The following is a 12,484-nucleotide window of genomic DNA, read 5'->3' as shown; positions in this document are numbered from 1 at the left end:
AATACTCATTGACTGGTTATACCAGTTAAGCTACCAAAAGTCTGGGAAGGAACTACAATCATGACAGCTATCGCTTTGTTCGGAGCGGGCGGCAAGATGGGCTACCGTCTGGCCAAGAACCTCAAAGGTTCGCGCTTTGACGTCCGTCACATCGAAGTCAGCGACGCAGGCAAGGCACGCCTGAAGAACGACCTCGGCATCGACACCATCGATGTTGATGCGGGTCTTGAAGGCGCAGAAGTCGTCATTCTGGCTGTGCCGGATACCATCATCGGTAAAGTTGCTTCATCCATCGTTGACAAGCTGAAGCCGGGCACGATGGTTGTTGCACTCGACGCAGCCGCGCCATTTGCCGGCCATCTGCCAGAACGTGCAGACCTCACCTATTTCGTGACCCATCCTTGCCATCCGCCGATCTTCAACGACGAAACGGATATGCAAGCAAAGAAGGACCACTTCGGCGGTCTGTTTGCAAAGCAGCACATCGTTTCGGCTCTGATGCAGGGACCGGAAGAAGCTTATGCACTGGGCGAAGAAATCGCCAAGGTCATCTGGGCACCAGTGATGCGCTCGCATCGCGTAACCGTTGAGCAACTCGCAATCCTCGAACCGGGTCTTTCGGAAACCGTTGCAGCTTCGCTTCTCGTTGTCATGAAGCAGGCCATGGATGAAACCGTTCGTCGCGGCGTTCCTGAAGAAGCAGCGCGCGACTTCCTGCTCGGCCACATGAATGTTCTCGGCGCCGTCATCTTTGGCGAAGTCCAGGGCGTATTCTCCGATGCCTGCAACAAGGCAATCGAATTCGGCATTCCTGCGCTGATGCGCGACGACTGGAAAAACGTTTTCGAACCGGAAGAAATCGCAGAAAGCATTCGTCGCATTACGTGACGTTATCCGGGAGGGCGTAATGCGCCTTCCCCTTTTTTACCGCCTCTTGGGAAACGGGGCTTGATTTGGGAGGAAAATATGAAGTTTACACGCAGGACAATTGCGGGCGGTTTTGCGATTGCAGCCATCTCGGCAACATTGGCAGGCGGTGTTGTCATGCCAGCATGGGCCGCTGATCTGATCGCAATCATCACACCATCGCACGACAATCCATTCTACAAAGCTGAAGCCGTGGGCGCTGAAGCCAAAGCCAAGGAACTCGGCTACGAAACACTGATCCTTCAGCATGACGACGATCCAACCAAGCAGTCGCAGCTTGTCGATACGGCCATCGGTCGTGGCGCAAAGGCAATCATCCTCGACAATGCTGGCTCGGAAGCATCGATTGCCGCCGTTCAGAAGGCCAAGGATGCCAAAGTCCCTTCATTCCTGATCGACCGTGAAATCAATGCCTCAGGCGTTGCAGTGTCGCAGATTGTTTCCAACAACTATCAGGGCGCACAGCTCGGTGCGGAAGAATTCGTGAAGCTAATGGGCGAAGCTGGCAATTATGTCGAGCTGCTCGGTCGTGAATCCGACCTCAACGCTGGCACCCGCTCCAAGGGCTATCACGACGTCATCGATGAATATCCAGACATGAAGATGGTTGCGCAGCAGTCGGCCAACTGGAGCCAGACCGAAGCCTTCTCCAAAATGCAGAGCATTTTGCAGGCAAATCCTGACATCAAAGGTGTGATTTCCGGCAACGACACCATGGCCATGGGTGCGTGGGCAGCGCTTGAAGCTGCAGGCCGCAAGGACGTCATCGTTGTCGGCTTCGACGGCTCCAACGATGTCCGCGACTCCATCAAGGCCGGTGGCATCAAGGCAACGGTTCTTCAGCCAGCCTATGCTCAGGCACAGATGGCTGTCGTTCAGGCTGACGAATTCATCAAGACCGGTAAGGGCCCTGCTGAAGAAAAGCAGCTGATGGACTGCGTCCTCATCAATCCTGACAACGCAGACAAGCTCGAAACTTTCGCTTTGAAGGACTAACTCCCAAGGCTTGCGACATCGGGAGCGCCGACAAATATTAGCGCTCCCGAAATGCTCCTAATACCGAGGATAAATTCATGTCAGTGCTGAAGTCAGCTTCCATTATCCTGCTGGCCTGCGGTGTCGCGCTTTCGGGTTGCAAAATCATCAAGACGCCGACAGCAGAAGAAGCCGCAGAAGCACGCGGCGATAATTTCAATCCCGATCGTTCGGTTGCCGACATCTGGGATTCAAAAGTTAAGCCGTTTTTTGCCGAGAAAACTGCAACGCTCGATGAAGTGATGCAGGCTGCAAATACAGATGCGGATGCAGCCGGAGCGAAATACGGTCATCGCGAAAAGCAGGGCAATGCCCCCTGGACCTTTGCAGCCAAGCTTGAAGGCACAGTGGTCGCCGCTGAAACAAAGTCGCGCGCAGCCTATGTTGATGTCGACAGCAATGGCGATGGCAAGGCCGATGCACGCGTGCAGATCGGGCCGACCGTTCGCGGCAGCGCAATCCGTGACAGCCTGTCCTTTGTGAACTTCAACGAGTTCCGCAACCAGATCGACTGGGCGCAATTTGGCAAGGCTTTCAACACCCGCGTCAATGATGATGTTCTTTCAAAGCTCCCGCGCGAGGATCTGGTTGGCATGAAGTTGAAGGCCGAAGGTGCTTTCCCGTTGCCATCGAAGGGCCAGCTTCCTCTTGTGACGCCTGTTTCCATCTCTCTGGAGAAATAAGCCATGGAGACGGAATTGAACGAGAAAAACGGTATCGTCCTCAAGCTTGAGGATGTTTCCAAGGTCTATTCAGGCATTGTCGCGGTCAAGCGCGCCAATCTTGAATTGCGCCGTGGTTCGGTCAATGTGCTTGTCGGCGAAAACGGTGCTGGCAAGTCAACGCTGATGAAGATCATCGCGGGCGTTGAGCGTCCGACCATGGGGAAGATTATTCTCGATGGCGAGGAAGTGTCATTCGACAGCCCTGCCGACGCGCAAAAGCGCGGCATTGCGATGATCTTTCAGGAACTGAACCTGTTTTCAAACATGACGGTGGCCGAGAATATCTTTGCCACGCGCGAAATTACACGCGGTTTGCGTGGCATTGATCACAAGGCGCAGGTCGTCAAGGCCAATGAATATCTCGACCGCCTTGACGCAGGCATCAGTGCAACTACGCTCGTCGCCGATCTGCCAATCGGTCAGCAGCAGCTTGTCGAAATCGCCAAGGCTATTTCGCTCGATGCACGCATCGTCATCATGGATGAACCGACATCGGCCCTTTCTGCAGCCGAAGTCGATATTCTGTTCAAGGTGATTGCCGAGCTGAAAAGCCAGGGCGTTGCAATCGTCTATATTTCGCATCGTCTTGAAGAACTGATGCGGATTGGCGATTACATCACGGTTCTGCGCGACGGAAAAATCACCGGCCAGGAAGAGATCAAAAATATCGATACGCAATGGATCGTGCGTTCGATGATCGGCTCCGATGCCAAGGATTTTGCCAAGCCTGTTACCCACAAGATTGGCGCCGAACGGTTTCGTGCTGAAAACATCACCCTGCCCCGGGCAACCGGCGGGCTTGCAGTTGATGATGTCTTCCTGACCGTGCGCGCGGGCGAGGTTCTGGGCATTTACGGCCTTATGGGCGCGGGGCGCTCTGAGTTTTTCGAATGTGTGATGGGCCAGCATGGGCACTCCACCGGCCATATCTATATCGATGGCAGGCAAGTGAAGGAACGCGATACGACCCGTCGCATCCGGCGCGGCCTTGCCCTCATACCGGAAGATCGTCAGCGCGAAGGTCTGGTGCAGATCTTGTCGATTGCCAGCAATCTGACACTGGCAAGTCTCGACCGTCTGGCTCGCGTCTTCCACATCACGCCAAAGCGTGAAAAACAGGCCATTCAACAGGCGATCAAAGACCTTTCGATCAAGGCACCAAACCCCGAATTCGAAGTCACTTCGATGTCAGGCGGCAATCAGCAAAAGGTCGTCATCGGCAAGGCGCTGATGACCAATCCAAAAGTTCTTCTGATGGATGAGCCATCGCGCGGCATCGATGTGGGTGCGAAGGCCGATGTCTTCCGCACCATGCGTAGGCTTGCTGCCGAAGGGCTATCCATTCTTTTTTCAACCTCTGATCTGGAAGAAGTCATGGCGCTCTCCGATCGCATCGCGGTGCTCAGCAATGGGAAGCTGATTGCCATATTCGACCGCGATAAAGCGACGGAAGCCGACATTGTTGCCGCATCGGCCAAGGGCCACGGACACACACATGACAACGACCACAACAAACAAACAAGGGAACTCGCGTCATGACAGCCAACACGACGACGGCCGCCACTGACTCAACCTTTAACAGCGGCTCGGCCCTGCTGACGCTGATGAAACTGAGAACCTTCATCGCGCTTTTCGCGGTGTTCATCTTCTTCTCGTTCGCAGCACCAAACTTCCTTTCAGCCGCCAACCTGATCCTGATGTCGAAGCACGTTGCGCTTAATGCATTTCTTGCAATGGGCATGACCTTCGTCATTATCACAGGCGGCATCGACCTTTCGGTCGGCTCCATTGTCGGGCTTTGCGGCATGGTTGCCGGCGGTCTTCTGATCTACGGGATTGATCTTGGCATCGGCTACACGATCTATTTCAACATTATCGAAATCTCGCTGATCACATTGGCCGTTGGTGTCGCAGTCGGCTTCATAAACGGGCTATTGATAACCAAACTGAATGTTGCGCCCTTCATCGCGACACTCGGCACGCTTTATGTGGCACGCGGTCTGGCTCTTCTGTCCTCGGACGGCCAGACCTTCCCGAACCTCGTGGGCCGTGAAGACCTGGGCACAACCGGCTTCGCCTTCCTGGGATCGGGCAGCATTCTCGGTCTTCCGGTCTCGATCTGGATTCTGATCGTCGTCGCACTGGCCGCAGCCTATATTGCGCGATACACACCGCTTGGTCGCCAGATTTTCGCAGTCGGCGGCAATGAACGTGCGGCACGCATGTCGGGTATCCGCGTCGACCGCGTAAAGATGTTCGTTTACATGTTTTCCGGCTTCTGTGCTGCGATCGCCGGGCTTATTATCTCATCCGAACTAATGTCGTCGCATCCGGCAACAGGCAACTCATTCGAGCTGAACGCCATTGCGGCAGCCGTTCTCGGCGGTACTTCGATGTCGGGCGGGCGCGGCACCATTGGCGGCACAATCATCGGTGCATTCGTCATCGGTATTCTCTCCGACGGTCTGGTCATGATGGGCGTATCGTCCTTCTGGCAGATGGTCATCAAGGGCCTTGTCATCATCATCGCCGTGGTAGTTGATCAGGCACAGCGCCGCCTCCAGCAGCGCGTTACACTCATGCAAATGGCAAAAGCAGGATAAAAATGGCAGACTTGAATGGCGCTCTCATCGGTTGTGGTTTCTTCGCGATCAATCAGATGCACGCATGGAACGACGTTTCGGGTGCCAAAATTGTGGCGATCTGCGACCGCGATCCTGAGCGGTTGAAGATTGTCGGCGACCAGTTCGGCATCGAACGACGCTACACAGATGCTGAGGCGCTGTTTGCAGATGACGGCATCGACTTTGTCGATATCGCCACCACAGTTTCAAGCCATCGTGCTCTGGTGGAGCTTGCCGCCGCCCACAAGGTGCCAGCAATCTGCCAGAAGCCCTTTGCCAAAACGCTTGATGATGCAAAGGCCATGGTGAAGATCTGCGGTGAAGCAGGCATTCCGCTCATGGTGCATGAAAACTTTCGCTGGCAGACACCTATTCAGGCCGTGCGTAAAGCGCTCGATAGCGGCGTCATAGGCGCGCCGTTCTGGGGACGCTTTTCCTTCCGCTCGGGCTTTGATGTTTTCTCCGGCCAGCCTTATCTTGCGGAAGGCGAACGCTTCATCATCGAAGATTTAGGCATTCATACGCTTGATATTGCGCGCTTTATCTTGGGCGACGTCACAAGCCTCGTCGCACGCACCAAGCGCGTCAACCCGAAAATCAAGGGCGAGGATGTAGCCACCATTCTCATGGACCATGAAAATGGCGCTACTTCCATTGTCGATGTGAGCTACGCCACCAAGCTCCAAACCGATCCTTTCCCGGAAACACTCGTTGAAATTGATGGCACCGAAGGCTCTATCCGTCTTTATCAGGGTTATCGCCTTGAAGTGATTACGCCGAACGGCACCACGGTTTCCGACGTTTCACCAAAACTGCTCTCATGGGCCACACGTCCATGGCACAATATTCAGGAAAGCGTCTTTGCCATTCAGCAGCATTGGGTGGACAAGCTGGAAACTCGCGAAGAAACCTCAACATCGGGTGCGGATAATCTCAAGACTTTCGCGCTTGTCGAAGCCGCCTATGACAGTGCCGCAAGCGGCAACCGCGTCGACATTACGGCGCTGCTCAAATGAGCAGCGTCGATTTTTTCCTGCTCTATGGAACGCGTGAAACCGAAGCTAAGCCGACGCATCTGAAAGCGGGCTTGCTTAGCCTGGATTTGAACGACGGCAATCTTCGCACCATCACTTACGACGGTGTCGAAGTTCTGCGTGCCGTCTCCTATCTGGTGCGGGATCGCGACTGGGGGACCTATAATCCGCAAATCCATGATCTGAACGTCGAGCAAAGCGACAGCGGTTTCATCGTCACCTATCAGGCACGTTGCGAAGGCCCGGATGCGACCAAACTCACCATTGATGTCCGCATTCAGGCAGAGAGTGTTGGTGGTACGCTCACTTTCGAAGCCGTAGCGAATACAGCGACAGGCTTTGAAACCAACCGTTGCGGCTTTTGCATCCTGCATCCAATCGTCGGCGTGGCAGGCTCCCCTGTGAGGGTCGAGCATGTAGACGGCACACTCAACAAGACCCGCCTGCCCGATCTGATCGAACCGTGGCAGCCTTTCAAGGATATGCGTGCGATCACCCATGAGGCCATGCCCGGCGTTACGGTCGAATGCCGCATGGAAGGCGATACCTTTGAGATGGAAGATCAGCGCAACTGGTCCGATGCATCTTACAAGACCTATGTACGTCCGTTGGCTTTGCCATGGCCTTACCAGATCGAAGCCGCCAAACCCCAGCATCAGCGCATCGTCCTCAACATTTCCGACACGCGCGCGGCGACACCAAATAACACCCGGTATGCAGAGCCGGTGAGCATCACGCTTGGTGACACAAGCGGCACATTGCCAAATATCGGCATCATCATCACACCGGAAGAAGCCAAAGCAAGCCTTGCCGCAATTGATCTGTTGCAGGAAATTGGCCCGCAGGATTTGTTATTTCATTACGATCCACTGGCAGGGCACAAAGGTTCAGCCTTTGCCGACTTTGCAGCTCTTGCAGCCCGACATAAAGGCCGTGTTTCGCTCGAAATTGCATTGCCTTGCGAGAAATCGCTCATCGAAGAGACGACAGCAATCGCTTCTGACATGAAAGCGGCTGGCTTTACCCCGGATGCGGTCATTGTTTCACCGGCTATAGATCGGCAGTCGACACCGCCCGGCAGCGAATGGCCGCCCTGCCCGCCGCTTGAAGATGTTTATGCGGCAGCAAGAGCAGCATTCCTGAATGCGCAGCTTGGCGGCGGAATGCTGAGCTATTTCACCGAGCTTAATCGCAAGCGTGTTCCGGGCGAGCATCTTGATTTCGTCACTCATTGCACGAATCCGATTGTCCATGCAGCGGACGACCTGAGTGTTATGCAAACACTGGAAGCTCTGCCTTTCATTACCCGCTCGGTGCGGGCGATCTACGGCGATAAGCCCTATCGCATCGGGCCGTCTACCATCCCCATGCGCCAGAATCCTTATGGCAGCAGAACGATGGAAAACCCGAATGGCAAGCGCATTGCTATGGCCAATCGCGATCCTCGCCACAATGGAAAATTCGCTGCGAGCTTCGCGATGGCATATGCCATATCTGTGCTGAATGCTGGCCTTGACAGCCTGACGCTTTCAGCCCTCACCGGACCTTTCGGACTTACTGCAGATGAAGGCGAACCGACACCCACAGGTGGGAAACGTCCACTCTTCACCACGATAAAAATATTGTCCCGGCTTGCAGGAAAAAAATGGCGGCAGCTTATTTCGTCGCGGCCTGACCACGTTCTGGCCTTTGCAACGGAGCAAGAATTCTGGCTGGTAAACATCACGTCACAGCCTCAGACTGTCAGCATCGCTCAGTTCGCCAAGATTGCTCTCGATCCCTACGCGGTCCAGAACTTGAAACGCTCATAGTTTTAATCGCGTCGTTGTTGTTCTGATCAGGAGCGGCCAACGCTGAGCTATAAAAATGATATGCCCGCCAGCAAGAACTGACGGGCATAAATCCAAAGGGTTTTCGGCGATTTAAATCACATTTGGTGTGATAGGCGAACCCAAATCATTCCCACTCGATCGTGCCGGGCGGCTTTGACGTCACGTCATAAACAACACGATTGATGCCGCGTACCTCGTTGATGATGCGAGTTGCCGCATTGCCGAGGAAATTCATATCGTAGTGATAGAAATCAGCAGTCATGCCGTCCACCGATGTCACAGCACGCAGCGCACAGACGAATTCGTAGGTACGACCATCGCCCATCACACCGACGGTCTGGACTGGCAACAGAACGGCAAAAGCCTGCCAGATGGCATCATAGAGACCAGCCTTGCGGATTTCGTCCAGATAGATCGCGTCGGCTTCGCGCAGAATCTCGAGTTTCTCGCGCGTAATACCGCCCGGGCAGCGGATAGCGAGACCCGGTCCCGGGAACGGATGGCGGCCGATGAAGCTATCCGGCAGGCCGAGTTCCTTGCCGAGCAAGCGTACCTCGTCCTTGAACAGTTCACGCAGTGGTTCGACGAGCTGCATCTTCATGCGCTCCGGCAGACCACCTACATTGTGGTGCGACTTGATCGTGACAGAAGGACCGCCGGTAAACGAAACGCTTTCGATAACGTCCGGATAGAGCGTGCCCTGCACGAGGAAATCCGCACCGCCGAGCTTCTTTGCTTCTTCCTCGAACACTTCGATGAAGAGACGGCCAATCGTCTTGCGCTTCTTTTCAGGATCGGTTTCGCCTTCCAGCTCGCCGATGAAACGATCAGCAGCATCAACGAGAATGAGCGGCAGGTTGTAATGCTCGCGGAACATTTCAACGACTTGGTTAGCTTCGTTTTTACGCATCAGCCCGTGATCAACCAGAATACACGTCAGCTGATCGCCGATGGCTTCATACGCCAGGAGTGCTGCAACAGAAGAATCCACACCGCCGGAAAGCGCACAGATAACCTTGCCGCTACCAACCTGCTTGCGGATCGCCTCAACTGCCTGTTCGCGATAGGCGCCCATGGTCCAGCCCGGCTTCACACCGACGATACGATGAACGAAGTTCTGAAGAAGTTTTGCACCGTCCGGCGTATGCACGACTTCCGGGTGGAACTGCACGCCGTAATATTTGCGCTTCTCGTCAGCGATAGCCGCAAAAGGTGCGTTTGGCGAAGTGCCTATAATGGTAAAACCATCAGGCAACGACGTAACACGGTCACCATGGCTCATCCAGACCTGATGACGGGTGCCCTTGGCCCAGATGCCTTCGAAGAGAGGGCTATCTTCCTGCACATCCAAGAAAGCACGACCGAATTCGCGATCATGGCCACTTTCGACTTTACCACCCAACTGGGCGCACATCGTCTGTTCACCATAGCAGATGCCGAGGACCGGAATGCCTTCTTCGAAAACGGCCTGCGGCGCTCGCGGCGACCCAATATCAGTCGTCGAATGGGGGCTGCCTGAAAGGATAACACCTTTCGGCTTCAGCCGCTTGAAAGCCTCTTCCGCAGACTGGAAAGGGACGATTTCACAATAGACACTGGCTTCGCGCACGCGACGCGCAATCAGCTGCGTAACCTGGCTGCCAAAGTCGATGATTAGGATTGTGTCGGGATGTGCCGTGGTGCTCATGTGCAGCATCTATTTAAAAAGTGACCGGGATGCAATGCCTATATGGGTTATAGGCATCGTGCTCAACAAGTGCGTTGCCAAAAATCGACCTATACTGACATACCATTGTCAGGATCCGACAGGAGACCATCCGCAATTGCAGCCTCCAATCGCTCGACAGCATGGGCCAGTTTTTCATCGATAATGTGCAGATACTGTGTCCAGTCCCCCACATGCTGCAACTCGCTTGCACCATCGGAGATACCGCGAAGCCCAAGAAGCGGAATTCCTGCGAGCTGGCATGCGCGCAGACAGGCATAGGTTTCCATATCGACCATATCCGCATCAATCGTCGTATAGGCTTTGCCAGAAACGATATTGGCACCTGTAGAGAGCGATGCAACAGGGATTTCCGGTACAGAAACCGGGAGCTCGATCACTTTGGGAAGATCGAGAAAAGGCGTTGCACCTTTTTCAAACCCGAGAGGTGAAGCATCCATATCGCGATAGGATACGGAAGATACCTGAAACACTTCAGCTTGCGGTAATCTGGCCGAGCCTGCTGAGCCAAGCGAGACCACGAGGTCGGGCTTTTCTCCCGCCTGCGCCAGACCTGCAAGAGCATATGCGAGATTGGCAGTCGCCTCGACTGGCCCTACCCCGATCATGACCGGCGTAAAGAGTTTCGCCAAATGACGTCCATATTCGGCATCCACTGCCATGACGTAGAGGAGACGCTTTCCGGCGACAGTTTTAATCATCCCTGCAGGCCTTTTCTGTCCTGCACGACCATCATTGTTCCGGTCATGGTTGCGATCAGGCGCACTTCCGTGTCGGTTACGGCGAATGCCTGTCCATCACTAACCATGATCGTTCGCCCGGGTTTGGTGACCTCGCCACGAAAGAGGAACCGTTCCCCTTTGCCCGGAGCAAGCAGATTCACTTTGAACTCAATGGTCAGTACAGCCGCGTCGGAAGGCATCAGCGTCAGTGCCGCATAGCCACAAGCAGAATCGAGAGCGGCAGAAATCATACCCGCATGGAGAATGCCATGCTGTTGCGTCAGCTCCTCACGAAACGGCATCTCAACTTCAACGATACCGGGCTCACACCGTGTCAGTTCAGCGCCTATCAGTTTCATGGCTGCCTGCCGACCAAAACTTTCCTCGACGCGCTCTTTGAAATCCGGTTCTGCTACACGATGCGCTGACATCGTCCCCCCGTTCTTTCCATCTATTATCACGCATTATCCAACGCAAAACCGCTTCGCACTTTTGCTGGAAATGCTTTAGTTTGATCTCTGCAGAAGGCTCACATAAAACCCGTCAGTGCCAGTGGACAATGGCGAGAATACCGCGCCGTGCGACGAGAATACTGGCTTCACATCACCAGCGTCCGCTACAATTGTATCCCACAAAGCCTCTGGCGCAACTTCCGTAAAATCAGCATTCCCTGTGAGAAACTGTGCAATCTGTCTCGTGTTTTCTTCTGCGAACAATGAACAGGTAATATAGGCCAGACGTCCGCCCGGCTTCACATAATGCTTGGCAGATTCCAGCACTTCCTTCTGGTCTTGAACACGCCGCTCAAGCTGCTGGTCGTTCAACCGCCATTTCGCATCCGGGCGGCGGCGCCATGTGCCGGAACCAGTGCAAGGCGCATCGGTCAGCACGAGATCCATCTGCCCTGTCAGTGGGTCCAGTGCATCGAGATTTCCATGGACCTGCGTGTTACGCACCCCAGCACGCTGTAGCCGCTCATGCATGGGCGAAAGCCGCGCACGTTCAGCATCATAGGCATGAATTTGACCGCTATTCTGCATCGCAGCGGCCAAAGCCAATGTCTTTCCACCAGCTCCAGCGCAATAGTCCAGTACCTGCTGGCCGGGTTTGGCACCGGCAAAGAGGGCAGCAAGCTGTGACCCCAAATCCTGGACCTCGAACCAGCCGTCGAGAAAGGCCTGCTCGCCCTGCACATTCGGATGGCGTCCAAGTGCTTCAATCGGCGGGATGCGTAGCGCCTGCGCAAGGAACGGCGCGGGTGCAGCACCAGCCTTTTCAAGTGCTGTGAGCGTTTTTTCCGGCGTCGCCTTCAAACTGTTCACACGAAGATCGACTGGCGGTCGCGTTGCCAGCGCCCTGCCTTCATCCACCCAGCGCGCGCCGAAAAGTTCCTCAAGCGACGATGCACACCATTGGGGCACATCCGCCTGAACATGGGCAGGCGCTTCAGTGACATCCCTGCTTTCCCAAGCAATACGACGCGGCTGCTCCAGCACTTTCGGCGCAAACTTGTCTCCATCGAGAGCGGCGTCGATGGTCGCAATATCCATGCCGCCGTCGGCCAATAGTGCGCCAAAAGCCAGAGCGCGTGCGTCATCGGCATCCATTCGCCATGCGATGGATAATTTGCGGCGCAGCGCATCATAGACGATGTTGCCGATCACAGCGCGGTCACCCGCACCTGCGAAACGATGGGAAGCGCCCCAATCCTTCAGCACGTCAGAAGCCGGGCGTGTACCCGCTTCAATCTGATCCAATACCTCGATAGCCGCCTGCAGGCGTCCGCCAAGCCGCATTGTGTCTCCTTCTCGAATGCCTGCTCGGGCATAGCCTTCCTTGCAGGGAAAAGGCAATCGGCA

The 12,484-nt window shown here is 55.0% G+C and carries 11 protein-coding genes; 7 read left to right on the top strand and 4 right to left on the bottom strand.

The window, feature by feature from the left end:
• The first annotated feature begins 60 nt into the window (after nucleotides 1-60).
• From FG152_RS11280 to apnL, 7 genes are all read left to right on the top strand, one after another.
• A complete protein-coding gene (locus FG152_RS11280; protein WP_010661029.1) occupies nucleotides 61-888 on the top strand; it encodes a phosphogluconate dehydrogenase C-terminal domain-containing protein in 828 nt (275 codons plus the stop codon).
• 78 nt (nucleotides 889-966) lie between these two features.
• Nucleotides 967-1,923 (top strand): D-ribose ABC transporter substrate-binding protein, encoded by a 957-nt coding sequence (locus tag FG152_RS11275; RefSeq protein WP_010661028.1) that lies wholly within the window; start codon nucleotides 967-969, stop codon nucleotides 1,921-1,923.
• Nucleotides 1,924-2,000: 77 nt separating this feature from the next.
• Nucleotides 2,001-2,645, top strand: coding sequence for a DUF2291 family protein (locus FG152_RS11270; RefSeq protein ID WP_010661027.1), 645 nt, complete (start codon nucleotides 2,001-2,003; stop codon nucleotides 2,643-2,645).
• Nucleotides 2,646-2,648: 3 nt separating this feature from the next.
• A complete protein-coding gene (locus FG152_RS11265) occupies nucleotides 2,649-4,226 on the top strand; it encodes a sugar ABC transporter ATP-binding protein (protein ID WP_498986514.1) in 1,578 nt (525 codons plus the stop codon).
• Nucleotides 4,223-5,290 carry an ABC transporter permease gene (locus FG152_RS11260; protein ID WP_010661025.1) on the top strand — a complete coding sequence of 356 codons (1,068 nt, stop codon included), beginning with the start codon at nucleotides 4,223-4,225 and terminating at the stop codon, nucleotides 5,288-5,290. The genes FG152_RS11265 and FG152_RS11260 overlap by 4 nt, the downstream gene beginning before the upstream one ends.
• Before the next feature lie 2 nt (nucleotides 5,291-5,292).
• Nucleotides 5,293-6,327, top strand: a complete 1,035-nt coding sequence (locus tag FG152_RS11255; RefSeq protein ID WP_010661024.1) for a Gfo/Idh/MocA family protein — start codon at nucleotides 5,293-5,295, stop codon at nucleotides 6,325-6,327.
• A complete protein-coding gene (gene apnL, locus FG152_RS11250; protein ID WP_010661023.1) occupies nucleotides 6,324-8,156 on the top strand; it encodes a D-apionate lactonase in 1,833 nt (610 codons plus the stop codon). Before FG152_RS11255 ends, apnL begins: the two co-directional genes overlap by 4 nt.
• 145 nt (nucleotides 8,157-8,301) lie before the next feature.
• On the opposite strand, the gene guaA is transcribed toward apnL, so the two are convergent.
• From guaA to FG152_RS11230, 4 genes are all read right to left on the bottom strand, one after another.
• On the bottom strand, nucleotides 8,302-9,864 hold the full coding sequence (gene guaA, locus FG152_RS11245) for a glutamine-hydrolyzing GMP synthase (protein WP_010661022.1): 1,563 nt from the start codon (nucleotides 9,862-9,864) through the stop codon (nucleotides 8,302-8,304).
• Nucleotides 9,865-9,953: 89 nt separating this feature from the next.
• Nucleotides 9,954-10,604 carry a 5'-methylthioadenosine/S-adenosylhomocysteine nucleosidase gene (locus FG152_RS11240; protein WP_010661021.1) on the bottom strand — a complete coding sequence of 217 codons (651 nt, stop codon included), beginning with the start codon at nucleotides 10,602-10,604 and terminating at the stop codon, nucleotides 9,954-9,956.
• The gene (locus tag FG152_RS11235; RefSeq protein WP_010661020.1) at nucleotides 10,601-11,056 is read right to left on the bottom strand and encodes a PaaI family thioesterase; all 456 of its coding nucleotides are present in this window, start codon (nucleotides 11,054-11,056) and stop codon (nucleotides 10,601-10,603) included. The genes FG152_RS11240 and FG152_RS11235 overlap by 4 nt, the downstream gene beginning before the upstream one ends.
• A 75-nt stretch (nucleotides 11,057-11,131) precedes the next feature.
• Complete coding sequence (locus FG152_RS11230) at nucleotides 11,132-12,421, bottom strand: RsmB/NOP family class I SAM-dependent RNA methyltransferase (protein WP_010661019.1); 1,290 nt, start codon at nucleotides 12,419-12,421, stop codon at nucleotides 11,132-11,134.
• Nucleotides 12,422-12,484: the final 63 nt, after the last annotated feature.

This window comes from Ochrobactrum sp. XJ1, from assembly GCF_024701725.1.
GTDB classification, from domain to species: domain Bacteria; phylum Pseudomonadota; class Alphaproteobacteria; order Rhizobiales; family Rhizobiaceae; genus Brucella; species Brucella anthropi.
The sequence above is the reverse complement of the archived record's forward strand: the minus strand, read 5'-3'. Positions and strand labels throughout refer to the sequence as shown.

Excerpts from the sequence above, each read along its gene's own strand:
- FG152_RS11280 (WP_010661029.1), top strand. The coding sequence starts at position 61 with ATGACAGCTATCGCTTTGTTCGGAGCGGGCGGCAAGATGGGCTACCGT.
- FG152_RS11275 (WP_010661028.1), top strand. The coding sequence starts at position 967 with ATGAAGTTTACACGCAGGACAATTGCGGGCGGTTTTGCGATTGCAGCC.
- FG152_RS11270 (WP_010661027.1), top strand. The coding sequence starts at position 2,001 with ATGTCAGTGCTGAAGTCAGCTTCCATTATCCTGCTGGCCTGCGGTGTC.
- FG152_RS11265 (WP_498986514.1), top strand. The coding sequence starts at position 2,649 with ATGGAGACGGAATTGAACGAGAAAAACGGTATCGTCCTCAAGCTTGAG.
- FG152_RS11260 (WP_010661025.1), top strand. The coding sequence starts at position 4,223 with ATGACAGCCAACACGACGACGGCCGCCACTGACTCAACCTTTAACAGC.
- FG152_RS11255 (WP_010661024.1), top strand. The coding sequence starts at position 5,293 with ATGGCAGACTTGAATGGCGCTCTCATCGGTTGTGGTTTCTTCGCGATC.
- apnL (WP_010661023.1), top strand. The coding sequence starts at position 6,324 with ATGAGCAGCGTCGATTTTTTCCTGCTCTATGGAACGCGTGAAACCGAA.
- guaA (WP_010661022.1), bottom strand. The coding sequence starts at position 9,864 with ATGAGCACCACGGCACATCCCGACACAATCCTAATCATCGACTTTGGC.
- FG152_RS11240 (WP_010661021.1), bottom strand. The coding sequence starts at position 10,604 with ATGATTAAAACTGTCGCCGGAAAGCGTCTCCTCTACGTCATGGCAGTG.
- FG152_RS11235 (WP_010661020.1), bottom strand. The coding sequence starts at position 11,056 with ATGTCAGCGCATCGTGTAGCAGAACCGGATTTCAAAGAGCGCGTCGAG.
- FG152_RS11230 (WP_010661019.1), bottom strand. The coding sequence starts at position 12,421 with ATGCGGCTTGGCGGACGCCTGCAGGCGGCTATCGAGGTATTGGATCAG.